7 protein-coding genes are annotated in these 23,048 nt (G+C 60.4%); 1 reads left to right on the top strand and 6 read right to left on the bottom strand.

Annotated features, from left to right (window positions below; genetic code table 11):
* Window positions 1-62: 62 nt before the first annotated feature.
* On the top strand, window positions 63-770 hold the full coding sequence (locus J2046_RS28225; protein ID WP_210057460.1) for an NIPSNAP family protein: 708 nt from the start codon (window positions 63-65) through the stop codon (window positions 768-770).
* A 176-nt stretch (window positions 771-946) separates the two neighbouring features.
* Here J2046_RS28225 and J2046_RS28230 read toward each other — a convergent pair whose 3' ends face one another.
* From J2046_RS28230 to J2046_RS28255, 6 genes are all read right to left on the bottom strand, one after another.
* Window positions 947-2,617 carry a ShlB/FhaC/HecB family hemolysin secretion/activation protein gene (locus J2046_RS28230; protein WP_210057461.1) on the bottom strand — a complete coding sequence of 557 codons (1,671 nt, stop codon included), beginning with the start codon at window positions 2,615-2,617 and terminating at the stop codon, window positions 947-949.
* A gap of 85 nt (window positions 2,618-2,702) precedes the next feature.
* Window positions 2,703-8,246 (bottom strand): beta strand repeat-containing protein, encoded by a 5,544-nt coding sequence (locus J2046_RS28235; protein ID WP_325169796.1) that lies wholly within the window; start codon window positions 8,244-8,246, stop codon window positions 2,703-2,705.
* A gap of 245 nt (window positions 8,247-8,491) precedes the next feature.
* Entirely contained in the window at window positions 8,492-9,331 is an 840-nt protein-coding gene (locus J2046_RS28240; RefSeq protein WP_210057465.1) for a MarR family transcriptional regulator, read from the bottom strand.
* A gap of 1,206 nt (window positions 9,332-10,537) precedes the next feature.
* A complete protein-coding gene (locus J2046_RS28245) occupies window positions 10,538-11,395 on the bottom strand; it encodes a helix-turn-helix transcriptional regulator (protein WP_210057467.1) in 858 nt (285 codons plus the stop codon).
* Between the two features lie 329 nt (window positions 11,396-11,724).
* On the bottom strand, window positions 11,725-15,501 hold the full coding sequence (locus J2046_RS28250) for a TonB-dependent receptor (RefSeq protein ID WP_210057468.1): 3,777 nt from the start codon (window positions 15,499-15,501) through the stop codon (window positions 11,725-11,727).
* Window positions 15,498-22,976: a DUF11 domain-containing protein gene (locus tag J2046_RS28255; protein WP_210057471.1), complete on the bottom strand. Its 7,479-nt coding sequence runs from the start codon at window positions 22,974-22,976 to the stop codon at window positions 15,498-15,500. The genes J2046_RS28250 and J2046_RS28255 overlap by 4 nt, the downstream gene beginning before the upstream one ends.
* Between the last annotated feature and the right edge of the window lie 72 nt (window positions 22,977-23,048).

Here is a 23,048-nt window from a genome sequence, read left to right on the forward strand (position 1 = left end):
ATCGACACCCTGATCTAGACGCTTGACAATAACAGGTCAATTAACCTGTTTTGGAGAACCGAATGTCGGAAGGTCCTGTTTTTGAATTATGCCACTACCGCCTGAAGCGCGGCAGGCGCGATGACCTCATCGAATTGTTTGAACGCGAATTTATCGAAAGCCAGATTGCCACCGGCATGAGCCTGCACGGCATGTATCGTGATTGCGACGATCCCGACGCTTTCGTCTGGGTCCGGTCATTCCCTGACATGCCCTCCCGGGCCAGGTCGCTTGCAGAGTTCTACGGCGGCCCCGTATGGAAGGCGTTCGGAGCGGCCGCCAATGATACCATGATCAACTCCGACAACGTGCTTCTGCTCCGCTCTGCCGGACAACCGCCGTTCACCGCGGCGCGTTCGGCCAATGGCGGCAAACCGCTAGTAACGGTGACGACCTACTCTCTGGCGCCTCGGCGCGAAGACGAATTTGTGACGTTTTTCGGCAACTATGTCGCCCCCCTCATGCAGCGAGCTGGTGCACGCAGCGATGCGCGCTTCGTAACCGAACGGAGCGAAAACACCTTCTCCAGATTGCCGGTTCGCGAGGGAGAAACGGTCTGTGTGCAGGTCAACGCTTTTGAATCGGCACATGCCTATGCGGCATTCGAAGCAGAGCTGGCCGACATCACTGAATGGATCAGCGATGTCCAACCCCGCCTGGACCAGTTCGTCTGGCGACAACCGGAGACGATGCGGCTCTTGCCCACACGCAGATCCGCTCATGTCTGGTAAAGCGTAACCCGCTTCTGGAGCGGCTGAAGCTGCAACATTCAGCTTATCTGCCGTTTCGCCGGAGCCCTCTTACGGTGCGGCCGGCATATCGGTCTCGGAGCTTGAGTGACACAGTTCACCGGTATCGATTTTGCATTTAGCGCGAGATAGTTGTTGTCGCGCCGCTGTGCCTCAAGTCAAAAGCTCCCCACGAAGCGCAGATTGATGCGATCTTCCCGCCCGCCGTCACTGTCGCTGCCATGTGCATATTCAAGCGAGAAGCTTGCAGCGCCGGGGCCTGCTGTCTGCCCCAAGGCGGCCCGGAACCCCACTCCGAAAGCCGCAGCCCGAACGATCTCCGACTCCAGTGCAGTGGGTTTGTGCAAAACCGCAGACCCGCCGGATGCAAAAACGTAGGGTGTGAAGGCCCCCCCGAGAGCGGTCTTGTCGGCAAGGGGAGAGAAGGCAAATGGAAACGCCAATTCGGCTCGCGAAACAATGCCGCTGTCGCCCTCAAGCGTGCCGGAATCGTAAGCGGAAAGCCCGTCCGGCCCGCCAAGGCCGAGCTGTTCGGAAGCCGCCAGCGCCTGCCCGAAGGAAGTCTGCGCGCGACCGTTGATACTCAAAAGCAGCCGGTCATCCATCACCGATTGGCTGTAGCTCCATCGGACATCCATCTTCTGGAAATCGGGTTCTGCGCCGTAACGCGTCATGGGCAGGTCAAGCGTCGCCCGGCGCGCGCCCCATGTATCCAAGCCGAAGGATGCGGTAACCACCCCCCGCAAAGAGGCGCCCCAGGGCGCTTCTGCATCAATCGACTGGCCAAGGCGCAAAACACGCAACCGATCCTCGTTAAAAGGAGACTCGCTCGAACCGAGAACGATCGTCTGTCGTTCGTTTGCCACATCCAGTGCCAGACTGCTCGAAAGATTGAGATCGCGCGAGCGGAGCCAGTCATAATTCAACCGCAGCGATAAGCGTTCGTAATGGTCGCGCATGCGATAGCCCACTTCGGAGTCCGGATTGGTTTTCGTATCCGTCGCCTCGACATTCAGCGACAGCCCGTCAAACCCCAACGGAAGAATGAAGCCTGCTGACATCTGCCGGTTGCGCGGATCGGCGCCGAAGAGATCATCGTCCGGGTAACCGCCAATACGGAGATATATCTGTTCACCGAGGCCAAACAGGCTGTTGAACTGCGTTCCGACGCCAAAGACATAGCGCCCGAGATCCTCCGACAGACTGTTGTCCAGCGAGAAATCGGTCGTCACCGGATCGTAGCGACCGCCTATGACCAGTAATGTCGAACCCGGCTTCGCTCCCGGCTTGAGTGTTGAGTTCAACACGACGCCCGGCGTGTCGTCCGCCAGAAGGAGCCGCTTTTCCAGTTCCTGCCTTTTTACGCGCCGCGCACCGACAAGCGGAGCAAGAAGGTTTCGAATGCGCGTGCGCGCATTGGAGGGGAGTGCCGAAACGTCGAGTGCTTCGACGTAACCGTCTGTAACCACCATCCTCAAGCGCGCTCCATCCCGGATTGTCTGAGGGGGAAGGCTCACACGCACCAGCAGGTAACCAGCTCGTGCATATGCCGCCTCCAGGTCGCGCGCCGCGGCAAAGAGGTCCGAACCGGAAACCTTCCGCCCCTTTAGCCTGGCTTCGACCTCTTTGCCGGTGGCGGCCAGTTCGGGAAAGCCGTTCTCAACGTCAATACCGTCCAACGTCACAAAAAGCTGCTCGGCACCCGCGGGTGTGTCGAGGCCGGTTGTGGCGGGCAGGTAGATGCCGCCCGGCTGCCGCGTCTGCGGCGGCGCGTAGGAGGGCTGTGTGATCTGGCTCGCAGTCTGCCCGAAAGCTGGACTGCAGGCCAAGCAAATTGAGAGCACCGCCGCAGCGGGAACGTAAACGATTGGAAACGCTCGAGCCGCCCGGACGGAGAGCCTTTCTGCCCGGCTCTCAGAGCAGATCATTCAGTTCTTCCTCCAGAGTGCTGTTACCGCTGTCTCCGTTTCTGCCACCGCTGATGCCGGATGATTGCACACTCGGCTTGCTCGTCGGCTTCTCCAACGCGTTATCATCCGTGCCGTCCATTATGCCGGAAAGAGCCTGCTGCTGCCGGATGAACTGTTCGACGATTCCCGCAGGACTTTGAATGGTCGGCCCGCGTGTAACCGGCGGGAGCGTGGCAGACCCCTGTTCGACCACGGTCAAGGTTCCCGGCCGGAAAGTCATGGCGTAATTGGCAGAGCTGCTGAGACTGCCTTGCATGATGTCGTAGCGTCCTGCGACCGATCCGATACCGGCTGCCGTTGCAAGGCTGCCGGTCAGAACGTCGCCGTTGGCCAGACCATGCCCGCCAATGGAGTAGGTCAGCGCAGGATTGGCGCTGCCGCCCCTTCTGACGATATCATCGGCCGTGACCGTGATCTCTCGCGGCAGTACCGTCAGCACGTTGCCCTGATAGCTGATCGCATAATTGTCGTTATCCAGCGTGCCTTGCGTAATAAGATAGCTGCCGGCGTCGGACTGTGCCGTCGCCTCCGTCGCGAGCATGCCGCTGAGGCTGTCGCCGTTCACCAGCCCCTGACCACCGATGCTATAGGCGAATGCCGGATTCTCGTTGCCATAGATCCGGCTCGCTCCGCTTGCGGTCACCGTGATTGCCCGGGGCGTCACCGTCAGAGTGCCGCCCTGATACGTGACGTTGTAATTAGAGGAAGCGGCGAGGCTGCCCTGGCCGATCGCGTAGGAGCCAACGCCCGAGGTGGCAGTGGCTGCCGTCGAAAGCGCACCGGAAAGCATGTCGCCGTTGACGAGCCCTTCGCCGCTAACCGTATAATCGAGGACGGGATTGTTGTCGCCATAGGTGCGGCTCATGTTGCCGGCGATGACGGTGATGGCGCGCGGGATGATCGTTAACGTCCCTCCCTGATACGTGACGTCGTAATTGGAGGAGGCGGCGAGACTACCTTTGTCGATCGTGTAGGAACCAACACCCGAGGCGGCACTGGCCGCCGTCGACAGAGCGCCGGAAAGCGTGTCACCATTGACGAGACTTTTGCCGCCGACCACATAGCCAAGAACCGGATTGGCATCGCCATAGGTTCTGCTCGTATCGCCGGCGACGACCGTGATGGCGCGCGGCGTGATCGCTAGCGTCCCGGGCGTGAAGCTGATGTCGTAATTGCGGTTATCGAGCGTGCCCTTGGAAATCATGTAGCTGCCAACTCCCGACGCCCCCGTCGCCGTGGTTGAAAGAGCACCGGAGAGCATGTCTCCGTCCAGCAGCCCGCCGGCGGTATAGGTGAATGCTGGATTCCCGTCGCCGTAGTCCCGTGTCAGATCGTTGGCCGTAACCGTGATCGACCGCGGCACGATGGCGAGTGTTCCACCGACATATGCAAGCGCGTAGTTCGATGAAGCCGCCAGGCTTCCCTGTCCGATGGCGTAGGAGCCGACATTGGATCTTGCCGTAGCATCGGTTGAGAGTGTCCCGCCGAGACTGTCGCCATTCACCAGTCCCTGGCCGCCCACCGAATAGCTGAAAACGGGGTTGTCGTCGCCATAGATGCGGTTCGCGGCATGCGCCCTGACGGTGATAGCCCGCGGCGTCACCGTTAGCGTTCCTTCCTGAAAAGTGACGTCGTAATTCGACGAGGCCGCGAGATTGCCTTGTCCGATCGCATAGGAGCCGACACCGGAGGAAGTGGTTGCCGCGGTCGAGAGAACCCCCGAAAGCGTGTCGCCTTCGACGAGACCTGCGCCGCCCACCGTGTAGCCGAGTGCCGGATTGGCATCGCCATAGGTCCGGCTCGTGTCCCCGACGATGACGGTGATGGCGCGTGGTGTGATCGTCAGCGTGCCAGAGGCATAGCTGATGTCGCTGCCCTGCTGGCTGGAATAAAGACCGGAAACGGTCAGCTCGTGACTGCCGACATTCCTGCCGGATCCGGCATATGAGGCGGTGCCGAAAAGCTCTGCGCCGTCAACCGAAACGCTGTAGCCGGATTCGCCGCCCTGATCCGTGCCGTCATAGACCTTGCTGGCATCATTGGCCTTGACGGTGACCGGCGTCAGGAAGCTGCGCAGCAGGGGCGAGGTGTATCCGTCGTAGATTCGCCAGACGGAACCGGTGCCCCCCGCATCCTCTATATCCCAGCCGGCCGTTTCAAAGCTCGCCAGCTGCATCATCTGCGCGTCATCAAGGCCCGCCGCTCCGGCGATGGTGCCCTTGCCAAACCCATTGGTGAGGCCCGAGGAAGTGGTGTTCCAGAAGCTGCCGACCACGGTTCCGAGATTGTTTCCGACAAGCCCCCCGAGATCGAGCTGCCCACTCACGGCGCCTGTCGAATAGGAGCCCCTGACCGTAGCGTCCTGGTTCAGTCCGACCAGCCCGCCGATCAGGCTGAATCCCGTAACATCGCCGGTTGCGTAGGAACTGCTGACAGCGCCGCCGGTGCCGTTGACCCCGACAAGCCCGCCTGTACCATATCCGCCATTCACATTACCCGTTGCATAGGCATTGGAAATCGTCGCCTCAACATCGCTCGTCGATGTAATATTCAGACCGACAAGCCCCCCGGTCCCGTACCCCATCTGCCCACCGTCCGCACCACCGGTGTTGGTATCCACATCTCCGGTCGCAAATACGTTGCTGATGGCACCGCCGTTCTCACCGATCAATCCGCCGACAAACTGGTAGATCACGCCCTGAAACCCGGTCACCGTGCCGGTAACGTCGCCGGTGGCATAGGCGTCGGTGACCACTCCGCTGTTGAAACCAACCAGGCCGCCGACCTTCTGTATGCCTCGCAGGTCGGTATTTTGTGGGTAGGAACCGTGAACGTTATCCCCGAAGATGGGCATCAGAACATCAGGAATAGGGTCATTCATGATGTCGCCGCCGAGATCCTGAGACGCTCCTACGTTCCCCGTCGCGTAGACATCGTGGATCTGGCCGGAATTGGAGCCGATCAGTCCTCCGGCGGCCGCGACACCTGTGCCACCGCCCACTCCGACACCGCCGGTCGCATATGCGCTGGAGATCGCCCCCTTGTTGTCGCCAACCAGTCCGCCGACATTGTTTGCTCCGTTGGTCGCGCCTGTGGCATAGGAATTGGTGATTGTTCCGTTGTTTGTGCCGGCAAGTCCGCCAACGGAGATAACACCGCTAACGCTCGATCCTGCATAAGACGAGGTTATCGTCCCGTTGTTTTCGCCGACAAGTCCGCCGATCGACGTTCTTCCGGAAATAGTGATTTCGGCATGACTCTTTTCAATCGTGCCGTCGTTGCGTCCAACCAGACCGCCATTGCCAAATCCGGTCTGGGTGTTGGAGAGCATTGCTTCAGTGTATGACCCATAAATCGTGCCGGTGTTGAGGCCGACAAGCCCTCCCGAATACAGGCTACCACCCCCGAACACGCCGCGGGAGGAAGCGTTCTTGACGATGCCGCTGTTGACGCCCACGAGAGAGCCGACATATTTCGCACCGCTGGCGATGCCCAGATAAAGATTCACGTCGCGAATGGTGCCTGATGAAACGCCGAAGAGACCGGCGGCCTCCCGGTCGGGCTTCATCAAAAGGAGCCATTCGATGCTATTGCCCATTCCGGTAAACGTACCTGTAAACGGGTCGGCATAATCGCCGATTGGGACCATGCCGGTCTCATCGTTCCACGTCATGGCGGGTTCGAGGTCGAGCGTGCCGGCCAAGGCATAATTGCCGCCAAGGTTGCCATTCATCGCCTGCAACTGTTCGGCGCTGCGGATGATCGTATAGGCCTGCCCGTTGATCGTCAGACCGGCATTGGCGCCTGAAAGAGTGACCGGCCGGTGGACAAAATAGTCGCTGCCGGTCGACGCGCTGCCGCTCGTGGCGAAGTCGCCATAGTTCAGCACCAGGCCTGCATTGGCGCCGGTGGCGACGATGGGGGAATCGATATGAATGTCGCCATAGGCTGAAAGAGTGAGAATCGAGTCGCTCGACCAGAAAAGGTTGCCGGCAACCGCCACGGTAATGTCGCCTGCCTGACTGCCGGGCGACCCCGAGCCACCAGTTGCAATCGTAACATTTGCGGTTGCCAGTGCGTTCTGGAGCGTAAGGACGTCTATTACACTGTCGTTACCCGTGGGGGTCATGCCGTTGGAATTGCTGGACGGCCTAAGGGCAATGGTGACGTTGTAGGGATCGAGAAGCAAATTGCCGAAGCGGCCGTTCTCAGCGGTCAGGTCCACCGCGCCGGTAAAGTCGAGCTTCGCCTTGCCCGAGACCTCCACTTCTCCGCCGGATCCGAGGCCGGTGCCCCTTGCCGTAATCAACCCGTCAAAGACAGTCATCTCGTCGGACCAGATGACGACGTCTCCGCCTGCACCGCCTTCGGTCGCATCCGCACGGATAACGCTTTTCCGATCCACCGCAGTGGTTTCAGCTCGCTGCAACGGTCCCTTCCCCTGACGGTTGCCACCGACCTCCACCGTGCCGCCTCCCGCCGCGCCGGATGCATCGACCACGGCACCATTCAGCTTCACGGATTTGCCGGTGATCTTCACCTTTCCGCCCTTGCCGCCGCCGCTGGCGGTCACATTCAAACGGCCGGATACGGAGACGCTCCCCCCTGCTCCCCCGCCGATGACGATCTCGCCCTGCCTGCCGCTGATCGTTCTGGCCTCGACCGTTCCGGGAAGGTTGATGGCGTTTCTCGCCGCCTCTCGCGCAGTAGCGGCCGAAATGACGACTCGGCCCCCATCGGCGGAGATCCGGCCTCCGTTCTTGACAAGCGCATCCGCACCGCTCGCTTTGGTCGGCACAGCGACCTGCAGAAAGCCGTCGCCCGACAGGTCGAGCGTGGCCTCTTCGCCTGACCCCAGTCCCACCTTGCCCATCGGCACGCTGATCAACCCGTCATTACTGACCCGCCCACCTATCAAGGCTGCATATCCGCCCCGACCGATAGTGATCACGCCGCTGTTCTCAACTGCCGCGGAAGTCCCCTTGCCGGCAAATGTCCTCTTTCCCTTCAGGAACTCCTCGTCGCTGGTATCCAGCGTCGAGGCCACGAAGCCTCCGCCGACCTTGACATTGCCGGTCTTGGTGATCGCGATCCCGTTGGGATTGATCAGATAGACATGGCCGTTGCCGGTGAGCGATCCCGCAATCGTCGATGTGGTCGATCCGGTGACGCGGTTGAGGATTGCGGAGGAGCTTCCGGGCTGAGCGAAGTTGACGGTATGCCCCTGGCCGACCGAAAAGCTGTTCCAGTTGACGATGGCATTCTGCGAGCCTTGCGTGATCGTCATCGACTTTCCTGCGGAGCCGACCGATACCTGCCCCGCCGCAACGCTCGCCCCAGTGGGAAGCGGATCGGCCAGGGCCGGCCGTAAGAGGCCGGCGCCTGCGGCAAGCGCTAGCGCCAATCCGGTCGTTGACAACAGTTGCGCCTTCAAGCCTGCAAAGCAGAATGGAATCATGATCCCTGCCCCCGGTGGCCGCCAGCCCATGAACAGTCCAGGGAAAAAATTCCCCGTGTTGCCTTTGGTGCAAGTGTACAGGGTTCTTCGCCGCAAAAGCGTTCACACCTTTCTACTCTTGCCCGTCGGTCAGTCCGCGGACGACATGAGTTGAGTTCTTTTTAGCCCCGCGTCTTATAGGAGACAGGCACGTTGGGGGGCAGTCCAAACTTTGCATCGATCCATAACGCGATGCGGCAGTGTTAATGACAAGCGATATCGCAGGTTTGATCTGCTCAGAGGTGTGCGGAAATTGTCTCGGTCTCGGCCAAATCACGCATTTCTTCCGCAAGCAGCCGATAGTGAGCCATCTGCCCAACAGACCATGTTTCGAACTCATCGACGAGCGCCGGACTGATTTCGGAAAGCTGGCCGCTGCTGACAGCAAACACACCGTTTTCTTTTGCTTCCGAAAAAAGATTGCGGACGTGCTGGCGCGACACCCCGAAACGCCCGGCAAGGTTCTCCGGCGCCAAGTCGCCGTGCCACGGTTCGTCTTGATGTATTTTGCTGTAATAAGATCCGATCACTGCCGTGAGTATGAGGTAGCCGGCATCGCGCGTGCTAAACTGCACGACATTGGGGAACGGCCGGAAGACGATATCGAGCTTCTTGAACTCCTCTATGGATCGGGCGATCCAAAGAGCAAGGAGATCTGAGTTTCCCACAAGAAGATCGGCGAGCGACCGATCGGCAGGCCGAATACTTTCCGATATTTTCAGGAAAGACAGCGGTGAGCGTGCCACTTCGAGCAGAAGCTTCGGCGACGGGATGAGATAAATCGAACGACGGTCCGTCGCCTGCCGTTGGGCGGTGACGTGGCCGCTGTCCCGCAAGGCCGCAATCAGATCGGCGACATGCCGAGGGCTGGCGGAAACGGTTTCCTGTAGCGCCTTCAAGGTTGGTGGCTTTCCTTCGCCCCGTTTCCAGCTCATATAATTGCTGATCAGATTAAAGCAGGTCATATAGCGGAACTGCTGAGCGAAGATCTTATTCGAAGACTTTCGTGGTGACGGCTCCTGGTTCATCGTCGCGCAATATTGCAGAATATGACTCCCCATTTGCTCATGCTGCAAGAATTCCGTCCCAAGCCGCCAGACAGGCCGCTGCTCGTATTGCCGGACGGTATGATAAGGCTCTTTGCGTGCCAGAGGGGCGGGCGATGAATTTGTCGTCAAGTGCTTCTGCAGACAGTGATTCTGATCAGGAATTGATATTCATCATCTCATTCATAAGAGATTTTCTCAATGGATGCGGCATTGAATGAAAGCCCTGCCCTATGGACGGTCGGTCTTGAGGCTAGCTTCCTGCAAAAGTTGGATCGCTGCCACCGCCCCCCATTCCGTCGGATTTGCATATTGGAGCAGCCGGCAGGCGCAGTCCGGACAAAGCTCATACTTGTCGTTGGCAAGTTGTGCCCCTGACGCCGACGTGACGCTGATAGTGGTCCATCGGAATTCGTCGATCTTGCGAAGTCGCCTCTTTTCGCCACATCCGTCACAGCGCCAAAACAATTGCTTCTCCAAATTTCAGGACGAACGAAGCTAATTAAGACGGAGCTAATGCAGCAAAAAAGCAATTCAAGAGGCGTCAGAATCGCCTGGAAACGTCAACAAAAGATCGCAACCTCTTTCGAAGAGGAAGCATTTCTCAACATCGGTATGCGATGGAGGAGATTCCGATTGGCCAGATCATCGAGATAACCCGACCTCGGACCTGGGCCATTTACGGGGATCGGCCATATTAACGAGACGATTTTGGCAGTCCGGACAAAGCTCGAAGGTCTCGCTCAGGCGTGGAGGACCTCGCCTTGACGAAATCTCCACGTGCAACATTCTCCACTGATCGATCTTTCTTAATTCGAACTGAACATCACATCCAGCGCATATCCATGTTAATTTTGCCATACCCCTCCTCCTTCTTTGTTTTTTTTTGGGTATTTTTTACGAAAGCAGGCATCACGTGATGCATATTTCCATTGGCATTCGCGACTTCGACTGGAGAGTGAATACGCTCTCCCAATTGGCAAGAATAACTTTACCAGAGAAATCCAGAGGCTGGCAAATCATATTGTATATTAATATTAATACCTAAGAATATTTTGATATATACGCTGACAACGGATTTCCGCCAAGCATAAACCGCTGCCGTTTAGTATTTTGAATCGTAGATGAAGTGCTTTTTGGGTGAGCTGGTTCAATAATGAGGAGTCGCCGCTGTCCCGCCGCATCGACCAATGCGTGCTCAGTTATACTTGCATGACCCGCCGCCTGCGATCCGGTTCAGCGCAGCTGACTTGGCGTCTTGCCCCTATATGTCTTCATCATGTTGGTGAGATGGCTTTGGCTGGAGAACCCACTCAGGAACGCCACTTCGGAGATGGGAAAAGCAGTTTGCGTAAGAAGACCCTCAGCAAATTCCAAACGTCGTTCAATAAGATAGCGATGCGGTGTGGTCCCGAACGTTTTCACGAAAGCGTGAGCGAAATGCCCCGGAGAAAGTCCGCAGATGTTGGCAAGCTCGGCAATCGTCAATTTTCGTCTAAAATGAACATCCAAATATTCACGCACCCGACCGGCGGCGATTGCGGAAAGTCCCGTTCTCACCGGACGCTGAAACTTTGCGGTGCAGGAATAGTTGCGAAGAATATGAATGCCGAAGGCCGTGATCAGGGAATCGAGATAAAGCTCATTGACATAATCGGGATGCTTGAGTTCCGCTTTCATCAACTTCGCGAAATGCAGAGCAGTATGATCGGCGGCCTGGTTCGCTAGCCTGATCTCGAAGTCCATGCCATCCAGCGCATGCCCCGCGAGATCAAGCATGCTTTCTTGCGAAATCGCTACGACAATGTTTTCCCGCCGCGAGTTCCAACTCGTCCTGCTAGCCACCCCAGCGGGGATTACGACGGTCTGGCCCGCCGTCGCGTCAAAATTCTGCACCCGATCGGCCCCGAACGTCACCCTGATACCCGCGCAAGGAGCCAGCATGACGACGAAAACGTGGCCTTCGGATACGAATTCCTGCGATCCAGGAGCCCGCACAGAGTGCATCGCACCGCCTCGAAAAGTCATTTTCCGTGGCCCCGCGTCCTCCGGCAAAGATCCGAACAGGCGCGCGTCTGCAAGTTTTTTCAGCATTTAATTCGATAACCCGCCACCCCGCGAACGCGCATCCCACCACACAGGATGTCAGTAGAAAAGGATGCAGTTCGCCGACAATTACAATTTAGACGACATGGTTTCTTGTACTCATAGTTGTGTATCGATGTGGCACTGGCGCATCAAAACGACCAATGAACGCAGAGGTGGAATCAGCCGATGTATGGACTGTGTCGCGTTCGATAGTGCGGATGATGAGGCACAGCAGGCGCCGCTGCCTGAGGATCACAGATCAAGCAGGCAGGCTTCGCCCGGACGACTCCGAGGGGACCGTTGGAGCCGTCGCTGCCACAGACATGTCCCGCAGATCAGAACTTTCCTACGACGTTTAGGAAGACGCCCTCATCGTCAAAGGTAAGATCACGCAGATCGTCGGAGAACCTGCCAAAGTTGTAGCCTACGCCGACCTTGAAGTTGTCTCCCACATGGCGGTAGACCGCTGCGAGCGCACCAAAGTCGGTCGTCTCAGCTTCGGGCATATGCATGACGCGGCCTTCAACCAACAAATCCCAGCTCTTGATGACGTGAAGATCGGCCCGGACGATGCCAAGATGGGCGGTCGACTTTTGCCACTCCTCCTCAAAACCGGAACCTGAGCCATTGCTGGTCCGGTAGCGGACCTCGCTCAGGCGAAACCCGTATTTGCCTCCGATGGTAAGCCACGGCGTCAGGTCGTAATTGACATCCGCCGAGAGGATATGACTGCGCTGCGCCGGGGCGAACTGGTCACCCGTGGCGCCGCTGATCAGCTGGTTGTTGCCCGGCAGGTCATAAAGCCAGGTGTATTTGAAAAGGGCGTTGAGACGTTCATTGTCCACCGGCCGATAGGCATATCCGATCGATGCCTCCACGTAGTCGGTATCTGCAAACGACGCATCGGATGACTGGCTGTCGGAAAGGACAGCATCCAGATGGGTGACCAGCCGCCAGTCGGGATTGGTCTTCCAGCCAAGCCCTGCCGCGAAGAGATAGGTGTTCTGGTCACGGGTACCATTGTCGGAACGTTCGATGCGCACTTCCCCTCGCACCCGAGCGTTGATGCCCCTCTCCTCGTCCTTGTAGCCGACGGAGAGCGACGGCGCATAACGCTCGAAGTCTTCATATTGCAGATCGGTATCGGCATTGACCGTCTCGTCGCGCACTTGGCCGATTTCCAGCCCGCCGTCCAGGGTCCACATGGCATCCGGTGTGTACATGACGCCATAGGTCTGGGTGAGCGAGTTGCGATTGCCGAACATATCGTAAGTGCTCTCGCTGTAGGCAGAGAGCAGATCATTCATCTTGCGGCGCATGCCGAGAACAACGGTCCCCTTGTCGTCGCCGAACAGGTCATGGGTATTGTGGAGATCGAACGCGCGGTCGGGATCGAGCTTATAGCCTAGGTAATAGTGACTGTCGGCATTCGGATCATAGGTAAGGCCGGCAAGACCGCCCAGGCCATTCGTGCCATAAGAGACCTCACCTTCCGCCCCGATCGTGTCGGTAAGCTGAACCTTGGCACCCACGCCGGCCCTGTCGTTGCGGTCGATGTCACCGGAGCGATCAAGGGTCCCCTGTGCGAAGGCATAAATCAGCCGGTCGTCATCTATCCGGTAGTCCAGACGCATGCCAGCATCCAGACGTGAACCGTCATAACCGGATTTGCCGGATGCTATGGCCAAGGGAGACATCAGTTCAGTGTAGTCGAGGCCGAGCGACAGCTTCCAATGTTCGTCGAATTTATAGCTGACACTGCCGGTACCGTCGCGGCGCACCTGACCGCGATCGTCAGTCAGATCGTCATAGGTGAACTTGAGACCGGTTTTCGGGGTAAGATCGAGATCGGCATGCGCTCCCCAGATACGCTGATCGACGGTCACATCGTCAAAGAGCGTTGAGAACCCTGCCTCTTTCTTCTCGTAATACCCGCCGATCTTGCCCTTTATGCTTGTCCCAAGCTCCTCGAGATCGACCTGACCTTCCACGCGATAGGCCGATCCTTCATCGTCGTTTGGATCGCCATAATAGCTCGTTTCATCGTTGCCCCAGGTCAGGCCGCCATCGCTCGAGTGTGACAGGTCGAAGCCCCGCCCTTTTGAATGGGCGATCTCGGCCTTCAGAAAGGTATTGTCGGAGTGCCGGAGAGTGACATCGGCACCATAGGCCTTCTGATCAGCCAGTTCGGTACTGTCATTCATGCCAGTCACGCCGACACGTATCTTATCGTTTATCCAGTGCTGCGCACGGCCACCATAGACATAGCCGTCGACGTCGCTCACGATGGGTTCGAACTCGTACTGCACGGCTAGATAAAGCTTGCCGCCGCCAAGCGCTCCATTGCGGACCGGTTCGGAAGTCCCGGTCATGGAGGACATCGGCCGCCGCAGGATGATGACGCCTTGCATGTAGTCGAACGAGTAATCCTCGCCATAGGTAAGCACGCGTCGTTCGAGGACTCGGCCGGTCACCGCATCACGAGTCTCGACGGTTACCGTCTCGGAGCCTTCGACAATGTCCTGGCGCTTCAGGAAATAGGCAGAACCGCCGGTGCCCAGGAACTCCTCGCGCTGCGGCAGCGTGTCAGGTTGGGCGGCATAGGCGGTAATCTCCGTCCGACGCTCGCCGAAGGACGTCGTCTCTTCCGATCGGTGGACGGCGGAGGCCCCATAAAGCGCACGGTCGGAAGGAAGGAACTCGGTGCCGGTAATCTGGGTCTTGTAGTTACCCCACATTACGTGGCTGTCTCCGCGCTCCAGCCGAACATAGAACTTGCCCTTGGTGGGTGCATCTTCCGTGAAGGTGGAATCGTCGCCATAGACGGGGTAATAGTCATCGGGATCAAGCCGGCGCAGAATCTGCCTGGGATCCTGGCTGCCGAGATTGCGGAAGAGCTTGTTAAGGTCGTCCTCCCCCGTGTCGGCGGCGGCCGTAAGCAGGTACTTCCCCTTGACCTTGCCCTTGAGATAGAAAGCCAATCTTCCCTTCGAATAAACCTCGTCATATTCACCGGGGCGGACTTCCTCGATATGAGCATCGCCCGTGCGCTTTCCGATCGTGAGATCGGCGAGTGCCACGTAGAACCAATCGTTGTCAGGGATGTTGACATCACGGCTGAAGGACAGCCCACCGGTTTTTGACACGCCTTTGATGGCGACATCAACGGCGTGATCCCCGGGCGGCAAGATCCGCTGGACCACGAAGGCCTGTTTCGGATCGACGGGGATCTCCTCGCCCAGCACGCGTACCGCATGTCCGGGCGGGACTTGCTTCCCATAGACCGTCACCGCCCCTCCCACAACGGGAATGTTGCGGAAGGCCGTCCGGTCCTCGCCTGTTCCCGGTGCCTTGGCTTTGTCCTGCTTCCTATCGGGAGCAAACCCGCGATCGGTTCTGGCGATGGTCAGCGGTACCGTCTCGTCGTAACGGCCTTTGGCGTCGTAGACGCGTAGCACATACGCAAAGTCCGCCTCCTTCGCCTCGGGCATGATCCAGGCTGCCTCACCGTTGACCGCAACGGAAATCGTGGCGATTGGCCGATCTTTATCGCGCCCCTTCGTTTCAAAGATGCGGACTTCCGCTCGTTCGATGAAGGCCGGATAGTTGGAGGTTGCAAGAAAGCGGACCTGCTCTCCGGCCCGATATGTCCGTTTCACGGGCACGGTCGAGACATTGAGCAGAGGATCGGTATCGAGCCCATCGAACTTCACCTGAATATCAACCGCGGACAAATCGAGATCCGTCTGCCGCTGCCGGTCCACCGGACGATCGCTCGGCTTTGCTTCGCCAGAGGTCAAGCGGCTGGTTTTGGCAACCGGCCGGCTGGTTGTCTCCGGCTCGGCGCTCTTGTCTACAGTCTCCCCATCGACCTTGATCATGAAGGGAATGGCGGGAGCATCGGCAGGTGTTTCGGCTTCCGTATTTTCGCCGATCGCCAGACGATGCACCGAACTGTCTGCAGAAATTCTGCCGCCCTTTTCGGCCTTCTCCTGCGCTGCCGCCGGTGGCGACATGGCAAGCAGACCTGCCATCGCGGTGCAGCGGAGGAGACCGAGCCTGCGGTTCAGGAGCAGCTGGGAAAGATCGATGTTCGTGACAAGAAGCCTCATTGTCCCGCCTCCACGCGCGTCTCGATGTTGAGCGGATAGACCCGCTTCCGCTGCCGCCATCGGTCGGCGACCAGCTCCTTGATGTGACGCACGCGCGCCTCGGCGAGTTCGGGATCAGTGGCCGCATCGATGTAGGAGAGACGGAGCACCGACTGCTCTTGAGCCAGGACGGTTATCAGTTGGTCGATGCCATCCGCCCAGCGCTTGTCGAGTTCGGCCTTTCCTGACACGAAGGCTTCGCCCTTGAGGTCGAGCCGGACCACGCGGCCGATCGAAGCCCCAAAGTTGAGCTCGGTCATCTTGCCGGCCGTCAGGCGTACGACACGCGGGTTTTCCGTCGTCAGGCGGTAGCCGGTCGGCAGGGTTCTGGGATCGAGCTTCATGATGAAGTTCGACCCTATGCGTGCCTCGGGAAGATCCGCGCAGGCGACATGGAAACGGCCATACAGGTCGGTGGTGATCAACCAACCCTTGACTGTCGCGATCCTTACGCCGGGAAGTCCCGGCTCGCCCTCATCCTGATAGCCGTTGCGGTTGGTATCATCGAACACCTTGCCGATGATGTCGCCGCAGTCGAAGACCGGTTCGACGATGATCTCGACGACCGCGCGAGCTTCATTGCCGACTTGACCGCCGCTGGGATCCACGACATGGGCAAGGTTCACATGCTCGCCCGGCCCGGCCGTGCTCAGCGCCAACAGCCTGATCTGAATCTCGACCGTGGATTTGCTGCCGACGGACACGTCGCGGAAGCGGATTTGTCGGCCGACCACTTCAGGCGTCACCTTGGTGCCGTCGACGGTCGCCGAGCCTTCCACATAGCGGAAGCCTGCCGGCATCGTGTCGATGACCGTCAGAGCATCCACCCGCGCGCCCGAGTTGTTGGTGACGCGGATGGTGAACGGTGCCTTTTCACCACGACGGATGAACCTGAGGTTGGCAATCTTCGTAACGGAAATGTCACCTGGAACGGCTGCGGGCGGTGTGACAACGGACGTGGAATTGTCCGAACTGACTTCGCCGTCGGGGGTGCGACCGCTTGCTGTGGCAGAGTTGGCGATGCCATCCGGGATGCCCGCCGCGTTTTCGACATCTCCCTGCGTCAGCGTGTAGACTGCAGTGAAGTCCTGACTTTCGCCGGGAGCCAATGTGACAGGTTCCGGTGTGAACCTGGACAGGGAAGCTCCGGCTGGTCGGCCATTGAAGGTAGGCCCTGCATCTACCGGCCAGACATTGGTGATCGTCTGCCCGCCGTCGTTGGTGACCGTGAAGGTATAGGTCACCGTATCACCAGCGTTCGTATAGCTGTTTCGATCAGTATCGGTGAACCGGCCGGTCTTCTGCAGTTTCAGGCTGGCGGGCTGAGGCGGCACGACAACGGTGTCGGGCGGGCTCTCCGTCGGCGGGCCGGACGGCGGCGTGCCGGTGCCGGTCGCGGTGTTCTCAACACGGCCCGCGTCGATATCGGCCTGGGTCGGCGTATAGGTCGCCGTAAACGTCGCGCTGCCGCCGGGCGCCAGCGTCTGGGGTCCCGGCGTGACCGATATGCCGGCATTGGCGAGCAGCGGATCGTTGACCGTGACGTTGGTCAGCGTCACGACACCGGTATTGCGGACCAGGAACGAGTAGCTGATCGTTTCTCCGGCATCGAGAAGACCGTCGCCATCGGCATCGTTGAGAGTGCCTGTCTTCTCGATCGTCAGTCCCTGCGTCTGCTCAGGAGGCACGACAACGGTATCCGGCGGGCTTTCGATCGGCGGCCCGGACGGCGGCGTGCCCGTGCCGGTCGCGGTGTTTTCAACACGACCCGCGTCGATATCGGCCTGGGTCGGTGTATAGGTCGCCGTAAACGTCGCCGTTCCGCCGGGTCCAAGTGTCTGCGGGCCGGGCGTTACCGAAATCCCAGCATTGGCGAGCAGCGGATCGTTGACCGTAACATTGGTCATCGTCACCGCCCCGGTATTGCGCACCAGGAACGAGTAGCTGATCGTTTCCCCGGCATCGAGAAGGCCGTCGCCATCGGCATCGTTCAGCGTGCCGGTCTTTTCGATCACGAGATCCGATGCCGGATCGGGCGGCACAACCACGGTGTCGGGCGGGCTGTCGATCGGCGGCCCGGACGGCGGCGTTCCGGTACCGGTCGCGGTGTTCTCGACACGGCCCGCGTCGATGTCGGCCTGGGTCGGCGTATAGGTCGCCGTGAAGGTCGCCGTACCGCCAGGCGCCAGCGTCTGGGGTCCCGGCGTTACCGAAATCCCGGCATCGGTGAGCAGCGGGTCATCGATGGTGACATTCGTCATCGTCACCGCACCGGTGTTGGTGACGAGGAAGGAGTAGCTGATCGTCTCTCCTAGATCGATGAACCCGTCGCCATCGACATCATTGAGCGTGCCTGTCTTTTCGATCGTCAGTGCAGGCGTCTGGTCCGGAGGTACCACGACGGTATCCGGTGGGCTCTCCGTCGGCGGGCCGGACGGCGGCGTGCCGGTGCCGGTCGCGGTGTTCTCGACCTGGCCCGCATCGATCTCTGCCTGGGTCGGCGTATAGGTGGCAGTAAACGTCACCGTTCCACCAGGCGCCACCGTCTGCGGGCCAGGTGACACCGAGATCCCGGCATTGGCAAGCAACGGATCGTTGACCGTGACATTCGTCATCGTCACCGTGCCGGTGTTGCGGACCAGGAACGAGTAGCTGATCGTTTCTCCGGCATCGAGAAGACCGTCACCGTCGGCATCGTTCAGCGTGCCGGTTTTTTCGATCGTCAGTCCGGACGTCTGGTCCGGCGGCACGACTACGGTGTCGGGCGGGCTTTCGATCGGTGGCCCGGACGGCGGCGTGCCGGTGCCGGTCGCGGTGTTCTCCACGCGGCCCGCGTCGATATCGGCCTGCGTCGGCGTATAGGTCGCCGTGAAGGTGACACTCCCCCGCGGAGCCAGCGTCTGCGGTCCCGGCGTTACCGAAATCCCGGCATTGGTTAGCAGCGGGTCATCGATGGTGACATTGGTGAGCGTCACGGTGCCGGTATTGCGGGCGAGGAAGGAGTAGCTGATCGTCTCGCCGAGATCGATGAGCCCGTCGCCATCGGCATCATTGAGTCTGCCGGTCTTTTCGATCGTCAATCCGGGCGTCTGGTCCGGAGGCACGACAACGGTGTCAGGCGGGCTCTCCGTCGGCGGGCCGGACGGCGGCGTGCCGGTACCGGTCGCGGTGTTCTCGACCTGGCCCGCGTCGATATCGGCCTGGGTCGGTGTATAGGTCGCGGTAAAGGTCGCCGTTCCGCCGGGCGCCAGCGTCTGCGGACCTGGGGACACGGAAACGCCGGCATTGGTGAGCAGCGGATCATCCACCGTCACGCCTGTCATCGTCACGGTGCCGGTGTTGCGGACCAGGAACGAGTAGCTGATCGTTTCTCCGAGATCGATGAGCCCGTCGCCATCGGCATCGTTCAGCGTGCCAGTCTTGTCGATCGTCAGTCCGGGCGTCTGGTCCGGCGGCACGACAACGGTGTCCGGCGGGCTGTCGATCGGCGGGCCGGACGGCGGCGTGCCGGTACCCGTCGCCGTGTTCTCGACCTGGCCCGCATCGATATCGGCCTGCGTCGGCGTATAGGTCGCCGTGAAGGTGACACTCCCCCGCGGAGCCAGCGTCTGCGGACCGGGCGTTACCGAAATCCCGGCATTGGCAAGCAGCGGATCGTCGACGGTCACGCCCGTCATCGTCACCGCCCCGGTATTGCGGACCAGGAACGAATAGCTGATCGTCTCGCCGAGATCGATGAGCCCGTCGCCATCGGCATCGTTCAGCGTGCCGGTCTTGTTGATCGTCAGTCCGGGCGTCTGGTCCGGAGGCACCACGACGGTATCCGGCGGGCTGTCGATCGGCGGGCCGGACGGCGGCGTGCCGGTGCCAGTCGCAGTGTTTTCCACCCGCCCCGCATCGATGTCGGCCTGGGTCGGCGTATAAGTCGCAGTGAAGGTGAAGGTCGCCCCCGGTGCCAGCGTCTGCGGCCCCTGATCCAGCGCGATGCCGGCATCGGTGAGTAGCGGATCGTTCACCGTCACATCGGTGAGCGTCACGGCGCCGGTGTTGCGGGCCTGGAACGAGTAGCTGATCGTCTCGCCGAGATCGATGAGGCCGTCACCGTCGAGATCATTCAGCGTGCCGGTCTTGTCGATAACCAGGCCGGTCGACTGATCCGGAGGGACCACGACGGTGTCCGGCGGGCTTTCGATCGGCGGCCCGGATGGCGGCGTGCCGGTGCCGGTCGCCGTGTTCTCGACCTGACCCGCGTCGATGTCGGCCTGGGTCGGCGTATAGGTCGCCGTAAAGGTCGCCGTCCCGCCGGGCGCCAGCGTCTGGGGCCCTGGCGTTACCGAGATTCCAGCGCCGGCCAGCAGCGGATCGTCCACCGTCACGCCGGTCAGCGTCACCGAACCGGTGTTGCGCGCCAGGAAGGAGTAGCTGATCGTCTCGCCGAGATCGATGAGCCCGTCACCGTCGGCATCATTGAGCGTACCCGTCTTGTCGATCGTCAGCCCCGGCGTCTGGTCCGGCGGGACGACAACAGTGTCCGGCGGGCTGTCGATCGGCGGACCGGATGGCGGCGTGCCGGTGCCGGTCGCGGTGTTCTCGACCTGACCCGCGTCGATATCCGCCTGCGTCGGCGTATAGGTCGCGGTAAAGGTCGCGGTTCCACCTGGTCCAAGCGTCTGCGGCCCGGGCGTCACCGATATGCCTGCATTGGCAAGCAGTGGGTCGTCGACGGTGACATTGGTCAGCGTCACGGTGCCGGTGTTACGGGCGAGGAACGAGTAGCTGATCGTCTCGCCGAGATCGATAAGCCCGTCGCCATCGGCATCGTTCAGCGTGCCGGTCTTCTCAATCGTCAGGCCCGGAGTCTGGTCCGGAGGGACGACGACGGTGTCCGGCGGGCTGTCGATCGGCGTACCGGAGGGCGGCGTACCGGTACCCGTCGCCGTGTTCTCGACTTGGCCCGCGTCGATGTCGGCCTGCGTCGGCGTATAGGTCGCCGTAAACGTCGCCGTCCCGCCGGGCGCCAAAGTCTGCGGGCCTGGGGACACGGAAACGCCGGCATTGGTCAGCAGCGGATCATCGACCGTGACATCCGTCAGCGTCACATTGCCGGTATTCTCCACGACGAAGCTGTAGCTGATTGTCTCGCCGGCATCGATCAGCCCGTCACCGTCGAGGTCATTGAGCGTGCCGGTCTTCTCGACCGTCAGCGCCGGAGCGGCCGCGACGTCGATGTCCGTCGCCGAATTGTTGCTCGTATCGGGATCAGGCACGGCAGATGAATTGGCCACCGTGGCCGCGTTCACCAGATCGCCGGCAAAATCTGCGGGAACAGTCAGCGTCAACTGGAAGGTGACGGAGCTGCCCGCGGGCAGGTTCACCTTGACATCGTTGATGGCGCCTGCGCCGCTCGCCGTCCCACAGGTGCCCCCGTTTGTCGCGCCGCCGCACGTCCAGCTCGCCTCAGTGATACCGGCAGGCAGCGGATCGTTTACCGATGCGTTCTGAACGCCGAACGGACCATTGTTGGAGACCACCATTGTGTAGGTGATGCTGGTGCCCGGCGCGTAGGTCTCGCTGCCGTCGGTCTTGGTGATCTGCGTGTCGGCCGGAAGACTGACAGCCGTGACAGGGCATTTGGCGCCGTCGCCGGTACCCGCTGGCGCGTCCGAGATGAGCGTCGCCATACCCGTCGCAAGGTCGAACTGATAGAATCCGCCGTTATTGTAACGGCCGAAGACCCCGTTCGAGGCGCTGATCAGCGACCCGAAGCCGGCAGTTGCGGACAAACCAGATTGCCCGATGGCAGTCACTGCTCCCGTGTTCGGATTGATCGAATAGACGAAATCGGAAGCCTGGTCATGCGTGTAGATAAGCCCGTTGTGCCAGGCCAGGTCCGCGTTCGAGATCGTGCGGTTGAGCGGAATGCTGGTGGCCGTCCGGGTGGTCAGATCCACGCGGTAGATGACGTTGGTCGCGCTGTTGCTCTTGAGATAATAGTAGCCGTCCGGGCCCACCACACCCGAAGCTATGCCCGTGTCGCCATTGATGCCGCCGCCGACGATGGGACCCTGGTCGCTGACGGATCCATTACTGCCGATCCGCAACAGGCGGTATCTGCTCGTGGCACTGTCAAAGCGCGTCGCATAAATGTAGTTGCTGGAGACGTCGTAGCCCATCGCATTGTAGCCGGAGCTGTACACTGCGCCGATGCCGGGAAAGGTGAACGGGTTGGTGCTTGTATCGGCCCGGTGAAGCCGCGTCGGCACGTCGATTCCGAAATACATCGTCGAATCGCACACGAAATTCGGCTGGGTGCCGAAGGTGACCGAGGTACTGCCCGGCGGATTGACGCCGACGGCCGACGTGATGTTCGACGCGTCGTTGGTATAGGTTCCGGCGGAACTGGACGTTACCGGTATGGTCGCCGTGCACGAGGCCATGCCGGCGGTGAGATTTCCCGAGACGTCTATGGTTGATCCACCGACGGGTGCCGTCACGACACCCGAAGGGCAGGTCGTGCTGATCTCATCGGATGCCACCCTGAGGCCGACCGGAAGAGCATCCGTGAACGACCACCCGGTCTTTGCCCCCAACTCGCTGGTGTTGGTGATCGTGAATGTCAGGGTCGACACACCCCCGACGGCCACGCTGGTCGGGCCGAACTCCTTGTCGAGCTGCGGCGTTGCATCGAGGATGCTGACATTGTCGAACGCGTGGTCGTTGCCTGTGCCGCTGCCGTTGTTGTTCACCATGCGCACGCCGAAGGAGGAGCCGCTGATCAGGACAGCTCCGTTTGACGTGTAGGTGCCTGTGTTCACCGCACCCGCAGGCGCAACCCCAAGCGCCGGTACGCTCTGAGTCGTCCCACTCGCGCAGGCATTGATCTGTGACCCCGACGGAGTGGCGACACCGCCGTCATCGACCAATGAGAACTGCAGCAAGGGAGCAGAAACGTTGCAGTTGACCGCCGCCACGTCGACACTGAAGGACAGAAAGCGATTGCTTGTCGGAAAGGGGATGTTCGTCGCGGTCCGGAACTCCACCAGACCGGCGCCAGGGTTACCTGCGGTGAATGCCGAGACCGCATAATTGCCCTGCGCTGCGGCCTGGCTCTGGCCGGCATGAAGGCCAAGAGCCCAGGACAGGCGCTGAGTCTGGTTCCATACGCCTTGGTTGCCGCATTCGGTGACCTGCGCCGCGCTGGTCGTCGATTGGTTGGCCGACGCGATCCAGCCGTTGCAATTCGTCAGCCATGCGGGATCAGCCGAATATGTCTGGCCGGAAGTGCTGGTATAGGCATTCAGCTTGACGATCGGGGTGGGGCCGGGCCGGTTCTGGAAGTTATCCGCATAGATCGCAACGGGAGCCTGCGGAACGCCGGGCGTTCCCGGATCTGCCGATGCATCGAACGGAAGCGCGACACCGCCGAGCAGGACCAATGCCGGAAAACCGAAAGCCGAAAGCTTCGTTGATAGCGACGGCGACGCGCCGGGTCGCGATCCCGCGCCCGA

The sequence above is a fragment of the Neorhizobium petrolearium genome (assembly GCF_017873175.1).
In the GTDB taxonomy this organism is placed as follows: domain Bacteria; phylum Pseudomonadota; class Alphaproteobacteria; order Rhizobiales; family Rhizobiaceae; genus Neorhizobium; species Neorhizobium petrolearium.